Annotated in this window: 11 protein-coding genes and 1 riboswitch; of the genes, 5 read left to right on the top strand and 6 right to left on the bottom strand. The window is 72.2% G+C overall.

Going from position 1 to position 19,915, the window contains the following annotated elements; all coding sequences use genetic code 11:
* Positions 1-565: 565 nt before the first annotated feature.
* From ACFVYF_RS27920 to ACFVYF_RS27905, 4 genes are all read right to left on the bottom strand, one after another.
* Positions 566-877 carry a hypothetical protein gene (locus ACFVYF_RS27920; protein WP_389459704.1) on the bottom strand — a complete coding sequence of 104 codons (312 nt, stop codon included), beginning with the start codon at positions 875-877 and terminating at the stop codon, positions 566-568.
* A 1,311-nt stretch (positions 878-2,188) separates the two neighbouring features.
* Positions 2,189-3,298 (bottom strand): vWA domain-containing protein, encoded by a 1,110-nt coding sequence (locus tag ACFVYF_RS27915; RefSeq protein WP_389459703.1) that lies wholly within the window; start codon positions 3,296-3,298, stop codon positions 2,189-2,191.
* 281 nt (positions 3,299-3,579) lie between these two features.
* A complete protein-coding gene (locus ACFVYF_RS27910) occupies positions 3,580-6,363 on the bottom strand; it encodes a DUF5682 family protein (RefSeq protein ID WP_389459702.1) in 2,784 nt (927 codons plus the stop codon).
* The gene (locus ACFVYF_RS27905) at positions 6,360-7,526 is read right to left on the bottom strand and encodes an AAA family ATPase (protein WP_389459701.1); all 1,167 of its coding nucleotides are present in this window, start codon (positions 7,524-7,526) and stop codon (positions 6,360-6,362) included. The genes ACFVYF_RS27910 and ACFVYF_RS27905 overlap by 4 nt, the downstream gene beginning before the upstream one ends.
* A gap of 133 nt (positions 7,527-7,659) precedes the next feature.
* Between ACFVYF_RS27905 and ACFVYF_RS27900 the strand changes: the two genes are divergently transcribed.
* Together ACFVYF_RS27900 and ACFVYF_RS27895 are read left to right on the top strand one after the other, a co-directional pair.
* Positions 7,660-9,012, top strand: a complete 1,353-nt coding sequence (locus ACFVYF_RS27900; RefSeq protein ID WP_389459700.1) for an SWIM zinc finger family protein — start codon at positions 7,660-7,662, stop codon at positions 9,010-9,012.
* Positions 9,013-9,076: 64 nt separating this feature from the next.
* On the top strand, positions 9,077-10,708 hold the full coding sequence (locus ACFVYF_RS27895; RefSeq protein WP_389459699.1) for a DUF5691 domain-containing protein: 1,632 nt from the start codon (positions 9,077-9,079) through the stop codon (positions 10,706-10,708).
* 673 nt (positions 10,709-11,381) lie between these two features.
* Here ACFVYF_RS27895 and ACFVYF_RS27890 read toward each other — a convergent pair.
* A complete protein-coding gene (locus ACFVYF_RS27890) occupies positions 11,382-11,798 on the bottom strand; it encodes a cobalamin B12-binding domain-containing protein (protein ID WP_389459698.1) in 417 nt (138 codons plus the stop codon).
* A 460-nt stretch (positions 11,799-12,258) separates the two neighbouring features.
* Here ACFVYF_RS27890 and ACFVYF_RS27885 point away from each other — a divergent pair, with 460 nt between their 5' ends.
* Positions 12,259-13,119, top strand: a complete 861-nt coding sequence (locus ACFVYF_RS27885; RefSeq protein ID WP_389459697.1) for an esterase/lipase family protein — start codon at positions 12,259-12,261, stop codon at positions 13,117-13,119.
* Positions 13,120-13,385: 266 nt separating this feature from the next.
* Positions 13,386-15,023, top strand: a complete 1,638-nt coding sequence (locus ACFVYF_RS27880) for a M23 family metallopeptidase (RefSeq protein ID WP_389459696.1) — start codon at positions 13,386-13,388, stop codon at positions 15,021-15,023.
* A gap of 257 nt (positions 15,024-15,280) precedes the next feature.
* Here ACFVYF_RS27880 and pcrA read toward each other — a convergent pair whose 3' ends face one another.
* Positions 15,281-17,803: a DNA helicase PcrA gene (pcrA, locus tag ACFVYF_RS27875; protein ID WP_389459695.1), complete on the bottom strand. Its 2,523-nt coding sequence runs from the start codon at positions 17,801-17,803 to the stop codon at positions 15,281-15,283.
* Positions 17,804-18,374: 571 nt separating this feature from the next.
* Positions 18,375-18,547: riboswitch (cyclic di-AMP (ydaO/yuaA leader) on the top strand.
* A 7-nt stretch (positions 18,548-18,554) separates the two neighbouring features.
* Between pcrA and ACFVYF_RS27870 the strand changes: the two genes are divergently transcribed.
* Positions 18,555-19,706 carry an NlpC/P60 family protein gene (locus ACFVYF_RS27870; RefSeq protein ID WP_389459694.1) on the top strand — a complete coding sequence of 384 codons (1,152 nt, stop codon included), beginning with the start codon at positions 18,555-18,557 and terminating at the stop codon, positions 19,704-19,706.
* Positions 19,707-19,915 lie beyond the last annotated feature (209 nt).

The following is a 19,915-nucleotide window of genomic DNA, read 5'->3' as shown; positions in this document are numbered from 1 at the left end:
CAATGGGGACCGCCCGGCCCTGCCCGCGGGCTCACACGGCAGGACGACCGATGGCATTCGGCCGTCCGGGGCCACGTGGTCCCCACGGTGTCGATGGGATCCCCCTCGGGACGACCTGCGGCCGTCTTGGGGGACCGGTGTACGGGCCGGCCGTGTACGGGCCACCCGTGTATGGGCCACCCGTGTTACGGGCCACCCGTGTACGGGTCCGCCCGTGTATGGGCCACCCGTGGGCGGGGGTGTCCGTAATACGGAGGCGCCGTGTGTGGGGGTGTCCGGACTGCGGGGAGGCGTCGTGTACGGGGTGTCCGCGCACGGGGGTGTCCGTTGTACGGGTCCGCCTGCGTACAGGGGGCCGTGTACGGGTCCGCCCGTGTACAGCTGGTCCGTTATGTACAGCGGGGTCCGTTGTGTACAGCAGGGTCCGTGTACGGATGTCCGTACGGCGCGGGGGCACGGGGCGGGTGTCTGGTGCGGCGCCCTTGGTCGGATCCTGACCGGTGTCCGGGCGGCGCGCAGACGTGACCCTCTCCGCACACGTTGTCGCGGAGGGGCGGGACCCGACCTAGCCGGGGAACTCCCGGATGTCCCGGTGCCTGTCCCGGGTCTCCCCCACGGTGACGGCCACGGGAGCGCCGGGCACGAGCCGCAACGGCACCCGATGGATCAGAGTGACGGCATGCGGGTCGCCGTGCCTGGACGTACCGCTGTCGACCGCCGACTGGCTGCGCAGCACGCCGACCGGATCGCCGGGCGCCTGACGCGCGGGCGTCTGCAGGGCCCGTACTCCCTGGACGTACGGGGTGCGTACGCCCTCGGCGCCACCGCGCGCACCCCGGGCAGGCGTTCCGGTCCCGCCGAACCGCGGCCCGCGCACGCCGACCCTCCCCGCGCTCGCGCCCCCACCCGCGTCACGCCCGTCAGCGCTCGACCGCACCGCATCGCCGGCCGGCTGCCGCGGGGAGGCGGGGGCCGGGGTCGGGGTCGGAGTCGGGGTCGGGGCAGGCAGAGTCTGACCCGTGGCCGGGAGCTCGGGCGCACCCGGTACCTCGGGCCCATCGGGGAAGCTCGGGCCTTCGGGAAGCCAAGGCAGCGACGGCGGCGAGGACAGCGAAGGCAGCGAGGACAGCGAAGGCAGCGAAGGCAGCGAGGGATGTTCTGGCCCTCCCTGGAGCCCAGAACTCACGTCCGTCAGCCCCTCGGCGACCGTCCCCACGACCGCCCCGACGAGATCCCCGACCGGCCTGACCACTCCGGCGGCCGGACTCAGCTGTCGACCATCGCCGGGACGCGGAAGCCGGCCGCTGTCGGGATGCTGGGGCTGATCGGCGGCCGGGCGTACGGACTGGTCGGCGGCCGGATGCTGGGGCTGGTGCATGGCCGGGGGCAGAGGCCGGCCGGTGGGCGGGCGTACGGGCCGGTCAGTGGCCCGGCGTACGGGCCCGTCAGTGGCCCGGCGTACGGGCCCGTCAGTGGCCCGGCGTACGGGTTCAGGGGCCGGAGGGACTCGATTGACCGATGAGGCTGAAGGGGCTTCAGGCGTCCTGGTCTTCTCCCGGGGCGCCCCCACGACCCGCGTGGTGTGCCCGGCCGAGTTTCTGACGGTGTGCCCGGCCGGGATCCTGACGGTGTGCGCGGCCGAGCTCTGGACGGTGTGCGGGGCCGAGCCCTGGACGGCCCGGATGACATTCGCCGGCACGGACGGTCCCGTGTCCGTCGCATGGGCCTGCCCTCCGCAGAGGAGACCCAGGGCGAACAACCCGCCTGCCAACAGCCCCAGTTGCAGCCCGTGCCGCTCTGCCGCCGTGCGCATCACACGCAGAGCGGCACCGGCGAAGGGCAGTACGACTGGCGGGACCAAGACGGCGAGAGCCTCCCATGCGGCGGAACGAGACGGAATCCGGCGGCGTGGGACGGAACACGGCCTGCGCACCACTGGAATTCGAAGGGGCTCTCGATCCTCGCACGGGACTCCTGAGGTTGTGCAAGTCTCCCGTTACCGGTGGTAATTCATGGCCGGTTCCTGCCCGGTTCCTGTCCGGTTCCATATGCGTTCCAAGTGCGGTTCCATGTGCGGCTTCTCGACCCCGTGCGCCTCTTGACCCCGTGCGGCTTCCTGCCTCTGCGCGGCTTCCCGGCCCTCCTCACTCTCGGCATCCGGCAAGTCGCCGCTGTCCCCCTCGGCAGATCACTCGTTGTCCGGTATCGGCAACGGCCGCTTTTCGATCGCCGCTGCCATCAGGTCGGGAAACAGGTCGGGCGTGCAGGCGAACGCCGGTGCGTCGAGGGCCGCGAGCGCCGCCGCGTGCTCACGGTCGTACGCGGGCGCCCCTTCGTCGGACAGCGCGAGCAACGTCACGAACTGCACCCCCGACGCCTTCATCGCCGCCACCCGCTTCAGCATCTCGTTCCGTATGCCCCCCTCGTACAGATCGCTGATGAGCACGACCACGGTCTCCGCGGGCCGGGTGATCTGCGACTGGCAGTACGCGAGCGCCCTGTTGATGTCCGTACCGCCGCCGAGCTGCGTGCCGAAGAGGACGTCGACGGGGTCGTCGAGCTGGTCGGTGAGGTCGACGACGGCCGTGTCGAACACGACGAGCCGGGTCGCGATGGACCGCATCGACGCGAGAACGGCGCCGAACACGGAGGCATACACGACGGACGCCGCCATCGACCCCGACTGGTCGATGCAGAGGATGACCTCCTTCTTCACGGACTGGGACGCGCGCCCGTAACCGATCAGCCGCTCGGGCACGATCGTGCGGTACTCCGGCAGGTAGTGCTTGAGGTTCGCCGCGATGGTGCGGTTCCAGTCGATGTCGTGATGGCGAGGGCGGCTGATACGGGCACTGCGGTCCAGGGCACCGGTGAGCGTGGCCCGCGTCCGGGTGGCGAGCCGCTTCTCCAGGTCCTCGACGACCTTGCGCACGACGGCCCGTGCCGTCTCCTTCGTCGTCTCGGGCATGGCCTTGTTGAGGGAGAGCAGCGTGCCCACGAGGTGCACGTCGGCCTCCACCGCCTCCAGCATCTCCGGCTCCAGAAGCAGGGTGGACAGCCCGAGCCGGTTGATGGCGTCCCGCTGCATGACCTGTACGACGGACGAGGGGAAGTACGTCCTGATGTCCCCGAGCCACCGCGCGACGGACGGCGCCGACGCCCCCAGCCCGGCCGAACGCTCCCGCCCCGACCGCGCCTTGTCCCCCTGCCCGTACAGCGCGGCGAGCGCGCCGTCCATCCCGACGTCCTGCCCGGCGAGTACGCATCCGGTGCCGTCCGCCGCGTCTCCCCCGAGCACGAGCCGCCACCGCCTGAGCCGCTCGTCGGCCCCGGACCCGGACCCGGACCCGGTCCCGGACTCGTCCGCCCGCCGGTCTCCGGGCCCGGTTTCCGTCGCAGGCCCGACTCCGATTCCGGCACCGGCAGCGGCTCCGGCACCTGCACCAGCACCAGCACCGGCGCCAGCTCGGGATGCAGTCCCGCCCCCGGTGTCGCCCCGATCGTCCACCGAGGTCCCGATCGTCGTTGCCGTTGCCCCTCCCCCTGCCCCTGCCCCTGCCCCTGCCCCTGCCCCTGCCATCAGGCCACCCCCATCAGCTTGTTGTCGGCGGCATCACGGACGACGTCGGTATCGGCGCCGCCGGCCGTGCCGCCGCCGTCGAACTCGGTGAGCCCCAGCAGCAGTCCCAGCACCGGCACCACGGCGTCCGCGCGCTCGATGTCGAGTTCGGCCGCGAACCCCGGGACGGCCGAGGTGCTCACGGAGGCACGCGCCCCAGCTCCGGGACCGCGGCGCACCAGCTCACCCAATGTCCTGCGCACCCCCGTCTCGTACGCCGAGAACGTGCGCCGCAACAGGGGCAGTACATCGGTGAACGCGTCCGCCGGTACGCCCGTCAGCCACGCGTCCACCAGCCCTAGCAGCCGCTCGTCGTGCACGAGCAGCATCCCGCCGCCGGAACCACCCCCGACGAACCCCTCGATCCACGCGGCCGCGTCTGCCGGCGCCGTCCCGGGCGACAGCACGAGCCCCATGAGCCGGGCCGCCTCGTCCTGCGCCAACTCCCCGTCGTCCAGCAGCAGTCGTACGACACGCCCCCGGATGACCCCGGGCACCGCGTCCCTTCCGGACAGCACCCGCAGCACGGAATGCCAACGGTCCCGGATGGCTTCCCCGCCTCGCGCCTGCCCCGGCTCGGGCTCGGAGCCCGCCTCCGCGCGGGCCTCCCCCAACAGGCCCACCGCGCCCTGCACGGCGTCCACATGGCCTCGCATCTCCTCGGCGGCCTCGGCGTCGAGTGCCGCGCAGGCCGGCGGGAGTCCGACGAAGATGCGTTCGGCGAGACCCGCCGCGACCTCGGTGAGGGCGTGGGTGTCCGTGCCCCGCACATCGCCGTAGCGCAGGGAGCGGACGAGGGCGGGGAGCGCCTGGGCAAGGTGGCCGACGTCCGCGTCGAGGGCGGCTCGGTCGGCGAGAACGCGCATCACCACGGGCAGCGCGTCCGGCAGTTCGGCGAGCAGACAGCGCTCGGCGAGTGCCGTGACGTCGGCCAGGGAACGCGCGGCGACCGCGTCCGACTCGGCCTTCGCGGTCGCCGCGGACAGTACGGTCGTGCCCCACACGCCGGCCTCGGCGACCCGCACGGCCAGCTCCGGCTCCCAGCGCAGCCGCCACGTCTCCCGGAACGTACCCGTACTGCCTCGCGACGCGGTGGGCTCGCCCCAGTCGACGCCGAGGAGCCGCAGCCGGTGCAGCAGCCGACTGCGCCCGGCGTCCGTCTCCTTGCGTAGGTCGAGCTCCAACTCCCGCTCCAGCGGCTCCGGTTTGCACCGCAGCCGGCGCTGGAGGCGCGCGAGGTCCCGCTGCAACGGCACCGCGGGCGCGGAATCCGGCACCTCGCCCAGCACGTCCCCGACGACGAGCCGGTCGTGCACCAGCGCGAGCGGCACGTCCGAGCCCTCGCACATCACTGCGCGCACCGCGTCGGTGGTCTCGGACAGTCCCGGCAGCGGACGGCCCCGCATCGCGGCGAGCGTGTCCGCCAGCCGCACCGCCTCGATGACGTGCGCGGACGACACGAGCCTGTCCTCGTCACGCAGCAGTCCGGCCACCTTCGTCATCCAGCGCTCGATCGGCCGGTCCCGGACGCTGAACAGATGCCCGTACCAGCCGGGCGAGTCAATGCCCGCGCCGTAACCGCTCGCCCGGGACAGCCGGCGATGTGTCCACGGCACCCAGGTCATGTCGGCCTTGACCTTGGGCAGCCCCTTCAGCAGCGCCCGGTCGGCGGCGACCGGACGCTTCTCGTGCAGCGCGGGCACATGCCAGGCCCCGCACACCACGGCCACGTCGTCCCCGAACTCCCGCTGCGCGGCCCGTACCTGGAGCCGCATGTACGCCTCACGCACCAGGTCCCGGTCGTGCCCGCCGGATCCGTACGTCTCCCGCAGCGCCGCCATGGCCTCGCCGAGCGCCGCGAAGGGCGCGAAGGCATCGGTGCCCGCTCCGCCCCGGTGCTCGACCACGTCCTCCCACCACCGCTCGGGATCGTCGTACCCGGCGGTTTCGGCGAGCACGGCGAGGGGGTCGACGCGCACGGCTTCGTCGAGGTCAGCGGTGCCGGACTCCCCTGACGGCCCCTCGGGATCCGCCTCCCTCGCCGGCTCCGTCTGTCGCTCCCCGACCCGACCGGGCTCCCCTTCCCCGGTGCGGTCCGGCTCCCCTTCCCCGGTGTGGCCCCACTTCCCTCCGTCGACCCGGTCGGCCCGTGCCGTCCCATCCGGTTCCCCGCTCGGGTCCATCGCCGAGCCGGGCGTCGGGGCGGACGACGGGTCGGACGTCAGGTCGGACGTCGGTTCGGTGGGTGCGTCCTCGATCAGGTCACCCGGGGGAGGTGCGGCGCTCCCCTCTTGCCTCACCTCTTCCCTCCCCCACGCCAGCGTGTGCGTGGCCGGAAGATCGATGAACCGTGCCGGCACCCCGTGCTCCACGGCCCAGCGAATCGCCACCCACTCCGGTGAGAACTCGGCGAGCGGCCAGAACGCCGACCGCCCGGGCTCGTCCACGGCGTGGGCCAGCAGCGCCACAGGCGGCCGCATGCCGGCTTCGGCGGCGAGCGGAATGAGCGCATCCGCCTCGGGGGGACCCTCGATCAGCACCACCCGGGGCCGCGCCTCCTCCAGAGCGGCCCGCACCGCACGCGCCGACCCCGGCCCGTGATGCCGCACCCCCAGCAGCAACGGCCCGCTACCCCGCACTCCGGACCCTGCCTCCCGTACGGCGGAGCGCGCCCCCCGCCCGGGCTCCGCCGCCCCCTCGGGCCCTCCCTCCGGGCCGGTCGGCCTCCTCTCCGGGCCGCTCATGCGCTCACCTCCCGGCAGGCGCGGTAGAAGTCCTTCCAGCCGTCCCGCTCGCGGACGACCGCCTCCAGATACTCCTGCCAGATGACCCGGTCGGCGGCCGGATCGCGGACCACGGCACCGAGGATGCCGGCGGCGACATCACCGGCGCGCAGGACGCCGTCGCCGAAGTGGGCGGCCAGGGCCAGGCCGTTGGTGACGACGGAGATCGCCTCGGCGGTGGACAGCGTGCCGCTGGGAGACTTGATCTTCGTCCGTCCGTCGGCGGTGATCCCGTCGCGCAGCTCACGGAAGACCGTGACGACGCGGCGGATCTCGTCGATGCCGTCGGGTGCGGCGGGCAGGTCGAGGGAGCGGCCGATCTGGTCGACACGGCGCGAGACGATGTCGACCTCGGCGTCGGCGCTCTCCGGCAGCGGCAGGACCACCGTGTTGAAACGGCGGCGCAGCGCGCTGGACAGTTCGTTGACCCCCCGGTCGCGGTCGTTCGCCGTCGCGATCAGGTTGAAGCCGCGGACGGCCTGCACCTCCTGACCCAACTCCGGTATCGGCAGGGTCTTTTCCGACAGGATCGTGATCAGCGTGTCCTGTACGTCGGCCGGGATGCGGGTCAGCTCTTCGACGCGGGCGGTCATTCCCTCGGCCATGGCGCGCATGACGGGGCTCGGCACGAGCGCGTCCCGGCTGGGTCCGTGGGCCAGCAGCTGCGCGTAGTTCCAGCCGTAGCGGATCGCCTCCTCGGGCGTGCCCGCCGTGCCCTGCACGAGGAGCGTCGAGTCGCCGCTGACGGCCGCGGCCAGATGCTCGGACACCCACGTCTTCGCCGTGCCCGGCACGCCGAGCAGGAGCAGGGCGCGGTCGGTGGCGAGCGTGGTGACGGCGACCTCGACGATGCGGCGCGGGCCCACGTACTTGGGTGTGATCACCGTGCCGTCCGGCAGGGTGCCGCCCAGCAGATACGTCGCGACGGCCCAGGGCGACATCCGCCAGCGGGCCGGTCGCGGCCGGTCGTCCTGCTGCGCCAGCGCGGCGAGTTCGGCGGCGAAGGCCAGCTCTGCATGCGGCCGCAGCACCTCGCCGGCCTGTTCGCCGGCCTGCCCCGCGGCAGGCCCTGCCGCCTGCCCCGCGGGCGGATTGACGGACGTCGGTTCAACGGACACGGTCATGGCTCGGTCCCCCTCCAGCTCGGCCGGTTCGGATCTGGCTCAACCGTGCACCACGCCACTGACAATGCGTTCTGACCTGCGGAAATGCCCTCGCGACGGCCGATTGTCAGTGGCGGGATCTACCTTCGATGTCATGACTCAGCAGGGGGTGCGCTGGACGGCGGATCAGGTGCTGGCACTGGCGCCTGACGCCGCGTCACGCAAAGCGGGAAGCAAGCTCGGCGCGGCGGGACCGTGGTCGGAAGCGGGCAGTTCGGGCGAGGGGACGGTGTGGGGACTGTGCAAGGGCAGTGGCAGCAAGCCGTATCAGACGATCATCGACATCGCGGACGCCGCCGGGCCCGCGTACAAGTGCAGTTGTCCTAGCCGGAAGTTCCCGTGCAAGCACGCGCTCGGGCTGCTGCTGCTCTGGGCGGGTGAGGGCGGGACGGTGCCGCGGGGGCCGGCGCCGGACTGGGCGGAGCAGTGGACAGCGGGGCGGCGACAGCGTGCGGAGGAGAAACGGACGGCCGCGGCCGCCGGTTCCCCGTCCACCGGTGATCCGGAGGCGGCAAGGCGCAGGGCGGAGCGCCGGGCCGAGCGGATCACCGCGGGGGCGGTGGAGCTGGAGCAGCGGCTGGCCGATCTGCTGCGCGGGGGCCTCGCGGCGGCCGAGCAGGCGGGGTACGGGCTGTGGGAGGAGTCGGCGGCACGCATGGTCGATGCGCAGGCACCCGGCCTGGCCGCGCGAGTAAGGGAGTTGGGTGCGATCCCGTCGTCGGGGCCGGGCTGGCCGGTGCGCCTGCTGGAGGAGTGCGCGCTGATTCATCTCCTCGTCCAGGGCTGGCTGCGCCGCGAGCGCCTGCCGGACGGCCTGGCCGCCACGGTCCGTGCGCGGATCGGACTGTCCGGGCAGGCCGACGGCCCGCCGACGCGCGACCACTGGCTGGTCCTCGCCCAGTACGACACGTCCGAGAGCCACCTCACCACGCGCCGCATCTGGCTGCACGGCGCCGAGTCGGCCCGCACCGCGCTGCTCCTCTCCTATGGAGCCGCAGGCCGCGCACCCGAGCTGGCCCTGCCGGTGGGACTCGCCTTCGAGGCTGACCTTTCGGCGTACGCGGGCGCCGGTCAGCTGCGCGTGGCGCTGGGCGAGCAGCTGACACCTCCGGCTCCCACGACGGTACGGCCGCCGGGCATGACCACGGTGGAGGCGGCGGTGCGCTACGGAGAGGCCCTGCGGTCCGACCCCTGGCTCGACTCCTACCCGGTGACCCTGGACCGGGTCATACCGACCCCGGCCGGGGACACCTGGCAACTCGCCGACGCGGACGGCGACCTGGCACTGCCGATCACCATGTCCGCCGCCGCCCGCCCCGGGCTGTGGCGCCTGATCGCCCTCTCCGGAGGCGCGCCCGTCACGGTTTTCGGCGAGTGCGGTCATCGCGGTTTCACACCGCTGACCGCTTGGCCGGAGGGACAGGGAGAGGCGGTGTCCCTGTGCTGACCCACCCGGCCGGGCCGGCCGACTCCGGCTCCGACCCCCTGAAGACCCGAAAGAAGGGACACCCATGAACAGGACGCCGACTCCCCAGGACGTGCCCGTCGGTGACTCCTGGGAGGACCTCGTCACCACGGCGTTGCTCGGAACCGACCGGCGTACGCCCTCGGGTTCGGCGCCGGGCCGGGAGGCGCCGGTGGCGTTGCTGGACGCGGCAGCCGTGCAGACCGTACGGCGAAGGGCTGGGCTGCGGCCCGCGCGGGCGGCGACTCGGCCCGAACCAGCGGCCGAGGATCCCCGCCCGCCGCTGCCGCCGGCCGCGGCGAGCAGGCTCTCCATGCTGCTGGCCGACCGGTCGGGCTGGGCCGCCAGTGGCCGTCGCGGGGCGGCGCCCGACCTCACGGAGCTGCTGCCCCAGTGGCTCGCGCTGGCGAACGCGCGCGGGTTCGCCCCTCCGACGGACGTGCTGCCCGCGCTGCTGGACGCGGCCCGGGGCCGTACCGACCTGCGGCCGGCCGCCCTGGCGTTCGCCGGGCCGCGGGCGCTGTGGCTGGGCCGGCTGAACACGGACTGGCGGTTCGCCCTGCGTGCCGCGCCGGGCGGCGGCGCGTCGCTGCCGGGGCCCGAGGAGCCGGAGCGGATACGGGAGTTGTGGCAGGAGGGCCTGTTCGCCGAGCGAGTCGCGCTCCTCTCGGCGATACGGGCCCAGGAGCCGGCGACCGCGCGCGAACTGCTCGCCACGACGTGGGCGACGGAACGGGCGGAGGACCGCCTGATGTTCCTCGACTCGCTGCGGACGGGGCTGGAGGCGACGGACGAGCCGTTCCTGGAGCAGGCGTTGTCCGACCGCAGCCGCAATGTGCGGGCCACGGCGGCGGAGTTGTTGTCCACGCTGCCCGGTTCGGCGCTGGCCGCGCGGATGGGGGCCCGGTCCGGTTCGTGTGTGGCGGTCGACCGCACGCGGCCCGTGCCGACGCTCTTGGTCGAGGCGCCGCACCAGTGCGACGCGGACATGGAGCGCGACGGGGTGGTGCCCAAGGCCCCGGCCGGGCGGGGCGAACGGTCCTGGTGGCTGGGCCAGTTGGTGGAGGCGGCGCCGCTCGGGGAGTGGCCGAGGCGGCTCGGGGGGCGTACGCCGGAGGAGATCGTGGCGCTGCCCGTGGCGGACGACTGGCAGCCGGAACTGCATGCCGCGTGGTGCCGGGCGGCGGTCCGGCAGCGGGACGCCGACTGGTCCCGGGCCCTTCTCGGGGCCCCTTCCGCTCCGGAGGCGGGCGGGCCGGGAGCGGTGTCGCTGGCGGAGCGGGCGAAGCTGCTCGCGACGCTGGGCTCCACCGAGCGGGCCGACTGGGTGGCCCGCTTCATCGCGACGCATGGACTGTCCGAGGCGTTTCAGCTGCTCGGGGTGTGCGCGGTGCCCTGGAGCGAGCCGCTCGGGCGGGCTGTTGTCGACGCTCTCAACATCGCGCGGGACGCCGGGAGTTATCCGTGGAGTTTCAGTGGGGTGATGGGACTGGCCGAGCGGTGCCTGGATCCTGCGGAGGCCGGGCGGTTCGACGGGCTCACGGCGGTGCCCGATGAGCCTGAGGGGGCCTCGCCCGGGGCGGGGGGTTACTGGGCCGAGGCGTTCCAACGCCTCACCACGACCTTGCGTCTGCGCGCCACCATGTCAACCGAGCTGACACCTCCGCCGTCTTCATGACCCCGGGCGCCGCCCTTGCAACTGGACCCCCGTTCCTCGTGGACACCGGACGCCCACGGGGTGCCGCCCGGGTGGGCACACTCCCCTACCTGCGCTGGTGCCGACGCAGGGGCGAGCCGCCGAGCCCGGCGCCGCGGGGTGCCGCCCGGGTGGGCAAACTCCCCTACCCACGTGGGCACCCTGCGCCGGTGCTGGCGTAGGGGTGGGTCGGCGAGCCCGGCGCCTAGCGGGTGCCGCTGCGCCCACCCGTGCCGCCCCGAGCGGCACGCATGCCCGCAGCTATGACCGTACGGCCCCACCGCGTGCCCGCAGCCCGCAGCAAGAGCGGCTCCGCCGCCCCCCGGGGCGCCCGCTGCCCGCAGCGCAAGACAGCGACGGCGGGCCGCCCCCGCCCGCACCCCCCACGCACCCGCAGCCGCCCACGCACCGAAGGGGCCGTGCCGGTACATCAAATGCCCGTCGCCATGCGTCAGGACAGGCAAGAGAGCGCCCCCAGAAGACAGCACAGCCGGTAGGGCGACGGGCGGATGTACCGGCACGGACCCGACCCACCCACCGGCGCCAGGCGAACCACCCACGCACCGGACGGCGAACCACCCACCCACCGGCACCAGGCGACCGACACCCCCCGGCACAAAGCGACCCCCCGCTCAAGGCGCCCCGCCAGAAACCGTCACATACCCGCAGGCTGCCGCACGTTGGCCCGTACCCAGTCCACGATCGACGTCGTAGTCGCTCCGGGTGTGAAGATCTCGGCGACGCCCTTCTCCTTGAGGGGCGCGATGTCCGCCTCGGGAATGATGCCGCCGCCGAAGACCTTGATGTCCTCCGCGTCGCGCTCCTTGAGGAGGTCGATCACCGCGGCGAAGAGCGTGTTGTGCGCGCCCGACAGGATGGAGAGCCCGATCGCGTCGGCGTCCTCCTGGATCGCGGTGTCGACGATCTGCTCGGGAGTCTGGTGCAGTCCCGTGTAGATGACCTCCATACCGGCATCGCGCAGCGCCCGCGCGATCACCTTGGCCCCGCGATCGTGGCCGTCGAGCCCCGGCTTGGCCACCACCACGCGGATCGGACCGGCTGCCACACCCATCACTGCCTCCATGAACCGACTACACAACCTGCACCGAACATCCCGTACCGGGACAACTCGCACCGCCGCCCATCCACCGGATGCGCCCCTGCGGCACGGATGCCCCGCACCGACCGGCCGGGTAAGTGAACGAACGTTATCCCCAGCATCCCGCACCCGGCAGTTTCGCGGTGGAGAGCGAGGGGGAAATCACACGATGGGACACGTTCGCCGCGCACGTCTCCGAGTTCCTGCGGCACACGCGCCGCAGGACCCCACGGACCTGCGGTACACGGACCGCAGCGGAGTAGGCGCAAGGAGAGCCGCCATGAGGTGGCCGCACCACCGCACCGTCAGCGGGGCGCCGCGGTGGTGGGGCCCATCGGCGACGGCCTGGGACGGCAAGAGCACCGCGCCGCGGCTTTCCACTAGGGCACACGGGGGACAGAGTCGTCCTCAGCGTGCCGACGGGAGGTCGGCCATGAAGGTCACCAGGGCAGTAGAGCCCCTTCTTCCACTCTGCCAGCGCCTGTTCCCCGGCAGACTGGCCGGACTCTCGATGGCCCTCCTCAAGGCGACGGCCCTGGAGATCACGATCCTCGCGGGACATCTGCTCCTCTACCCGTCCGGGATCACCCAGGAGCGCCGGACAGCCCCACCGCTCCCGTCACCGGACACCGCCACGCTGCCCACCGGGACAAAACCCCCGGTCGTGCTGCTGCACGGCTTCATCGACAACCGCTCGGTCTTCGTCCTGCTGCGCCGCAGTCTGGCGCAGCACGGCAGGCAGCGCGTCGAGTCGCTCAACTACTCCCCGCTGACATGCGACATCCGCACCGCGGCCGGACTGCTCGGCCGGCACATAGAGGAGATCTGCGAACGCACGGGCCAGGAGCGGGTGGACATCGTCGGGCACAGTCTGGGCGGACTGATCGCTCGCTATTACGTGCAGCGCCTCGGCGGGGACACCCGCGTCCGCACTCTCGTCACGCTCGGCACACCGCACTCGGGCACCCGCGTCGTACCGCTGATGAACGCGCACCCGATCGTGCGACAGATGCGCCCGGACTCGCAGGTGATCGAGGAGCTGCGCCTGCCCGCACCGGGCTGCCGCACGCGTTTTGTGAGCTTCTGGAGCGATCTCGACCAATTGATGGTCCCGTTGGAGACCGCCTGCGTCGAGCACCCGGACCTGCTCGCGCAGAACGTGCGGGTCAGCGGGATCGGACACCTGGCCCTGCCCGTGCATCCAGCGGTCGCGACCGGGATACGCCAGGCACTCGACGCCGAAGAAACAGGAGTTCCGGCGGCCGCCCGGACCGGCGGCCTGACGGTGGCTTGAGCGCGCCGCAGGACATCGACCAGACGTCGACTCGACGCGGACTCGACGCCGACTCGACGCGGGCCCGGCATCGACTCGACGCGGGCCTGGCATCGAACACTCTTCGAACACCAGGCCAAGGCCATGCCCGCAGTCCGCCGAAACACGGCCGAATGCCCGTTTCCCGCAGGCATGAAACCTGCGGAAGATTGTCGCGCCCGCGTACTGCCGGGTACAGTCACCGCACTGCTCTGCCAGCCCCTGTTGTCGAGGCGAAAGAGAAGTTGGTGAACGACCGTCACCCGTCGGGGATTGTGACTCCCCCGGCTCCGGCTCCCGATGCCACCTCGGCGCACTACGCGTCGTACGGCCAGCAGGGTGCCCCGTACGGCGACTTCACCACGTATGACGGTTACCCCGCCACCGGTTTTGACACCGGTGATGCCGGCGGTAATTCCGCTTACACGACGGCCAGTTTCGACACCGACCCGCTCTTCGGCGACATGCCGGGCGCCCACACCGGTTCGTACGACACCACGCACTGGTCCACCGGCGGTCATCAGACGCAGGACACGGGCAGCCACCAGGCGTTCGGCTACGACCCGTACGCCGCGCAGCAGCAAGCCGCGTACGACACCGGCAGCTACGAGACGACCGCCTGGGCCGCCGGTTACCAGCAACTCGCCGACATCCCCGCGCAGTCGCAGGGCCCCGACGGCACCGGGCAGTGGGACGCGAACGCGTGGCTCCAGGCAGACCGGACCGCCCCGTTCGACCAGGGCGATCACACGCAGCAGTGGAACGCGGGGACCCTCGACACGGGCACGTACGACGCCACGCAGTGGAACTCGGACGGCAGCCAGGGCACCCAGGACTCCTACGAGTCGTACGACCGGAGCCATCCGGCCGCGTCGCCCGACGACTACGACCAGGGACACCAGGCCGCGTCGCCCGAGGCGTACGACCAGAACTCTTCCGAGGCCTTCGACCAGCAGGCGACCGCCACCTTCGAGCAGGTGCCGTACGACCAACCCGGCTCCGCGGACGGTGAGTTCGACGCCGGGGACGACGAGCACTCCGAAGAGCCGGAACCGCTGCTGCTCGATGAGGCCGAAGAGGCCGCCGTCGACCGCGCCTCCGAAACCCCCTTCGTCCCGGGTGGCCGTTCCGCGGCCCGCGCGGCGAATCGTTCCCGGCGCCGCGCCCCGGCCCGGCGGTCCGCGCTGCTGACGGTGGCCGTGCCCTCGGCGTGCGTGATGGGGGTCGCGGGGATCGCCGCCGCCTCCGTGGTGAGCGTGAGCAGCGACGACGGCAAGCAGACGACGGCCGGTGCGGCGGAGACGAAGTCCGTGAAACCGTCCGCCGCCAACAACAAGCTGGACACGCAGCTCGCGAATCTCTCCGCGGACGCCGACGACTTCGCCGACCGGGCGAGCCGGACGCAGGAACGTATCGACCTCAAGGCCCAGCAGGACGCCCAGAAGAAGAAGGCGGCGGAGGAGGCGGCCCGCAAGGAGCGGCTGCGCCCCAAGTTCGTCCTGCCGGTCACGCAGAAGGGGCTCAGCGCCTACTACGGCCAGGCCGGCATCAACTGGATGTCCGTGCACACCGGCATCGACTTCCCCGTGCAGTACGGGACGACGGTGATGGCGGCGACGGACGGCACCGTGCGGACGCAGTGGAACAGCGCGTACGGGAACATGGCGATCGTGACGGCCAAGGACGGTACGGAGACGTGGTACTGCCACCTCTCCACGTACAAGGTGCCGTCGGGGACGGTCGTGAAGGCCGGCGACCCGATCGCCTTCTCCGGGAACTCCGGCAACTCGACCGGGCCGCACCTGCACTTCGAGGTCCGGCCCGCGGGCGGCTCGGCGATCGACCCGCTGCCGTGGCTCCGCAGCCACGGGCTGGACCCGACGTAAACCGACCCGCTGCCGTGGCTCCGCAGCCACGGGCGGGACTCGACGTAAACCGACCCGCTGCCATGGCCCGTAGCCACTCGCGGGGCCCGACGTAAACCGACCCGCTGCCATGGCCCGTAGCCACTCGCGGGGCCCGACCTAAGCCGCAGACTCCCAGCCCGCGCCCAGGTGACCTGGGTGCCCGCACGCCGGCGACCGGCCGGGGACCGGGCCGAGGAGCCCGGCCCGGTGCGGTGCGGTGCGGCCCGGTGCGGTGCCTACAGCTTCTCGACCGGCGCGTACCGCAGCAGCAGGCGCTTCGGCTTGGGCTCGCCGAAGTCGACCGTCGCCTCCGCGTTGGCGCCCGTGCCGTTGACGCCGACCACCGTGCCGAGGCCGAACTGGTCGTGGGTGACCCGGTCGCCGACGGCCAGTGAGACCACCGGCTTCTCGGCGATACCGCGGCGCGTCGCGAAGCCGGACGCACCCGAGGCCGCGGACCGCGAGCGCGACGAGGAGAGCGAGGCCGCCACGCCCGAAACGGGACCCGAGGACACGGGGCCCATGGACCCGGTGCGCTTCCAGTCCAGATGCGCGTCCGGGATCTCCTCCAGGAAGCGGGACGGCGGGTTGTACGAGGGCTGGCCCCAGGCACTGCGCATGGAGGACCGCGTCAGATAGAGGCGCTCCCGCGCGCGCGTGATGCCCACGTAGGCGAGGCGCCGCTCCTCTTCGAGCTCCTTGGTCTGGCCGAGCGCGCGCATGTGCGGGAAGACGCCGTCCTCCATGCCCGTCAGGAAGACGACCGGGAACTCGAGGCCCTTGGCGGTGTGCAGGGTCATCAGGGTGATGACTCCGTTGCCGTCCTCCTCGTCGGGGATCTGGTCGGAGTCGGCGACGAGCGCGACTCGCTCCAGGAACTGGGAGAGGCCGCCCGGCGTCTCGCCCTCACCGGTCTCCTGCTCGAACTCCAGGGCCACCGCGGCGAGTTCCTGGAGGTTCTCGATACGGGTCTCGTCCTGCGGGTCGGTGGATGCCTGCAACTCGGCGAGATAGCCGGTGCGTTCGAGTACCGCCTCCAGGACCGTGGCCGGGCCGGCGCCCGACTCCACGATCGTCCGCAGGTCCTCCATCAGAGTGTTGAACCGCTTCACGGCGTTCGTCGAGCGGGACGCCATCCCGTACGCCTCGTCGACGCGGCGCAGCGCCTGCGGGAAGCTGATCTTCTCGCGCTGCGAGAGCGCGTCGATCATGGCCTCGGCGCGGTCGCCGATGCCGCGCTTGGGCACGTTCAGGATGCGGCGCAGCGGGACCGTGTCCTCCGGGTTCGACAGCACGCGCAGATACGCGAGGACGTCCCGGACCTCCTTGCGCTCGTAGAAGCGGACGCCGCCGACGACCTTGTAGGGCAGGCCGACGCGGATGAAGATCTCTTCGAAGACACGGGACTGGGCGTTCGTACGGTAGAAGACCGCGACGTCGCCGGCCTTGGCGTCGCCCGCGTCGGTGAGACGGTCTATTTCCTCGGCGACGAACTGCGCCTCGTCGTGCTCCGTGTCGGCGACATAGCCGGTGATCCGCGCGCCCGCGCCCGCGTTGGTCCACAGGTTCTTGGGGCGGCGGCTCTCGTTGCGCTCGATGACCGCGTTCGCGGCGCTGAGGATCGTCTGCGTGGAGCGGTAGTTCTGCTCCAGGAGGATCGTCGTCGCGTCCGGGTAGTCCTCCTCGAACTGGAGGATGTTGCGGATGGTCGCGCCGCGGAAGGCGTAGATCGACTGGTCGGCGTCACCCACCACGCACAGCTCGGCGGGCCCGAGGTCTCCCTCGCCGGGCGGCACGTCCTCGGGGCGGTCGCCGCCGGAGGGGCCGACGAGCTCGCGGACCAGCGCGTACTGCGCGTGGTTGGTGTCCTGGTACTCGTCGACCAGGACGTGGCGGAAGCGGCGGCGGTAGTGCTCGGCGACGTCCGGGAAGGCGCGGAGCAGATTGACCGTCGTCATGATCAGGTCGTCGAAGTCCAGGGCGTTCGCCTCGCGCAGCCGGGACTGGTACATCGCGTACGCCTGGGCGAGCGTCTTCTCGAAGCCGTCCGTGGCCTGCGCCGCGAAGTCCTCCTCGTCGATCAGCTCGTTCTTCAGGTTCGAGATCTTGGCGCTGAAGGACTTCGGCGGGAAGCGCTTGGGGTCGAGGTCCAGATCGCGGCAGACCAGGGCCATGAGGCGCTTGGAATCGGCCGCGTCGTAGATCGAGAAGGAGGAGGTGAAGCCGAGCTTCTTGCTCTCCCGCCGCAGGATGCGGACGCAGGCGCTGTGGAAGGTCATCACCCACATCGCGTTCGCCCGCGGACCGACGAGGTGCTCGACGCGCTCCTTCATCTCGCCCGCGGCCTTGTTCGTGAACGTGATCGCGAGGATCTGGCCGGGGTGGACATGGCGCTCGCCCAGCAGATACGCGATCCGGTGCGTGAGCACGCGCGTCTTGCCGGAGCCGGCGCCGGCCACGATGAGCAGCGGGGAGCCGGCGTGCACCACGGCCGCGCGCTGGTTCTCGTTCAGCCCGTCCAGGAGCGTGGCCGGGTCGACCACGGGGCGTGGGGCGCCGTCGCGGTAATACCCTCCCCCGCTCCCGGCTTCGCCCGAGCGGGATCCCGATCGGCTCGGCGGCACGTCGAAACGGCCGCCGAACAGGTCGTCCGGAAGCGGCTCGGCCGTCCCGTCCTCGGGCGGCGGCGGGGGCTCTTCCTCGTGGGCCGCGGAGGGCTTGAGGTCCGCCAGGAAGCTGTCGTCAAAGAGGCTGCTCATCGCTCTCCGAGTCTAGGCCGACCCACTGACACCCCGCGGCCACCCCGGAAATCCGGCCGGTTTCCCGAAGCGGGGCGGGCCGGCGGCCGGCCTCTTCCGAAGCCTCCCCCGCCCCCCTCGCCATCCGTAACGTACTGACTCTGCACAGTGAGCGGCCTCGGACGGCCGCCCGTACGAGGCCGGACGGCGGTCGGTTACCCGGCGGCGGGCGGCGGTGCGTCACCCGTCGGCGGCGGGCGGCGGGCTGCGGGCTGCGGGCTGCGGGCTGCGGGCTGCGGGCTGCGGGCTGCGGGCTGCGGGCTGCGGGCTGCGGGCTGCGGGCTGCGGGCTGCGGGCTGCGAACGACGAACGACGAGCGGCGAACGACTAGCGGCGAACGACGGCGGGGGAATCCCTCACCCCGGACAACTCGCCCTAGACCCCTCCGGATTGACCGAGTGGGTCGGCGACCATGGCGAAGGTCACGAAAATGTATCGGGCATATCGCCCATCAACCTTCACAGAAGTCACACGAGTTGGCTAACGTGCCGGTCAGGCCGCCCGACCCTCACCGGCGAACATCGCCGGGCCGGCGCGGCCTCCGCTGAGTCCGGTGCGCCCCCGCGGCAGCCGGAGCCGGGGACCCAATCGATCCCGGGGTGAATCGGTCCAACCGCCTTGTCGGGCCAGGACCGTAGGGCAACCCTTCCGAACCGTCCGCCCGAACCCGACAGCTAACTCGGTAAGCGGATGATGGAAGGAGTCGCCTCTCTTGGCGTCGCATCGCAAATGGCGTCCTACGGGTACGGGCATAGCGGGCATACGGACCCCCGGCCTCGCCACGGCGGCCCTCACCTCCGTGGCTCTGCTCTCGCAGACGGCGAACGCCGCGCCGTCGGCCGACCCCAAGCCCAGCCTGGAAGAGGTCGAGAAGAAGGTCAACGACCTCTACCACCAGGCCGAGGCCGCCACCGAGAAGTACAACGGGGCCAAGGAGAAGACCTCCAAGCAGCGCAAGCGCGTCGACACCCTCCTCGACGACGTGGCCCAGCGCACGGAGAAGCTCAACTCCGCGCGGGACGAGCTGGGCACGTTCGCCGCGGCCCAGTACCGCACCGGGGCCGCCGCCCCCGACACCGCGAGTCTCCTGCTGGCCGACAACCCGCAGGACTACTTCGACCAGACCCAGCTGATGAGCCGGCTGACCAGCCGCCAGAAGCAGGCCGTCGACGATTACGCCACCGAGCAGGCCGCGACGACGAAGAAGCGCCAGGAGGCCTCCGAGAGCCTCCAGGCACTGTCCACGTCGCAGACGACGCTGAAGTCGACCAAGGCCCAGGTCCAGCAGAAGCTCTCCGACGCCCGAGAGCTGCTGTCGAAGCTGACCGCCGCGGAGAAGGCGCGGCTCGCGGCGATCGAGGAGAAGCAGCGGGCGGAGGCCAAGCGCAAGGCCGAGGAGCTGGCCCGCAAGCAGGCCGCCGAACAGAAGCAGCGCCGGCAGGAGGCACCCCAGCAGGGCAGCGGCTCGGCCGGCCCCGGCACCTCCACCGACGCCGCCTACGCGACGAAGACCGCCAAGGCCATCGCCTTCGCCCGCGCCCAGGTCGGCAAGCCGTACGTCTGGGGCGCGACCGGCCCGGGCTCGTACGACTGCTCCGGCCTCACCCTCGCCGCCTGGAAGGCCGCCGGCGTCACCCTCCCCCGTACCACCTGGGACCAGGTCAAGGCGGGCACCACGGTCCCCGTCTCCGACATCAAGCCCGGCGACCTCGTCTTCTTCTACGACGACCTCAGCCACGTCGGCCTCTACATCGGCAACGGCATGATGATCCACGCCCCGAAGCCCGGCGCGTACGTCCGCGAGGAGTCGATCTACTACGCGGGCGACACGATGCCGATCCACAGCGTGGTACGGCCGGCGTGACGCCGTAAGGCGTGGCGAGGTCGTGACGTTGTGACGCGTGACGTTGTGACGCGTGACGTTGTGAAGCGCGATGCTGTGACGCCTCCGGGGGCGCGTTTCTGACTGTGCGCGCCGGCTTGGGCGGCCTGCGCGCCGGGCGTGTGCCTCATGGCATACGCAACCGGGGGCGCACGAGACGAGAGGGCGGCGCGGGACCAGTCGTCCGGGCG

This window comes from Streptomyces sp. NPDC058274 (assembly GCF_042881375.1).
GTDB lineage: Bacteria > Actinomycetota > Actinomycetes > Streptomycetales > Streptomycetaceae > Streptomyces.
The sequence above is the reverse complement of the archived record's forward strand: the minus strand, read 5'-3'. Positions and strand labels throughout refer to the sequence as shown.

Excerpts from the sequence above, each read along its gene's own strand:
- ACFVYF_RS27910 (WP_389459702.1), bottom strand. The coding sequence starts at position 6,363 with ATGAGCGGCCCGGAGAGGAGGCCGACCGGCCCGGAGGGAGGGCCCGAG.
- ACFVYF_RS27905 (WP_389459701.1), bottom strand. The coding sequence starts at position 7,526 with ATGACCGTGTCCGTTGAACCGACGTCCGTCAATCCGCCCGCGGGGCAG.
- ACFVYF_RS27900 (WP_389459700.1), top strand. The coding sequence starts at position 7,660 with ATGACTCAGCAGGGGGTGCGCTGGACGGCGGATCAGGTGCTGGCACTG.
- ACFVYF_RS27895 (WP_389459699.1), top strand. The coding sequence starts at position 9,077 with ATGAACAGGACGCCGACTCCCCAGGACGTGCCCGTCGGTGACTCCTGG.
- ACFVYF_RS27890 (WP_389459698.1), bottom strand. The coding sequence starts at position 11,798 with ATGGGTGTGGCAGCCGGTCCGATCCGCGTGGTGGTGGCCAAGCCGGGG.
- ACFVYF_RS27885 (WP_389459697.1), top strand. The coding sequence starts at position 12,259 with ATGAAGGTCACCAGGGCAGTAGAGCCCCTTCTTCCACTCTGCCAGCGC.
- pcrA (WP_389459695.1), bottom strand. The coding sequence starts at position 17,803 with ATGAGCAGCCTCTTTGACGACAGCTTCCTGGCGGACCTCAAGCCCTCC.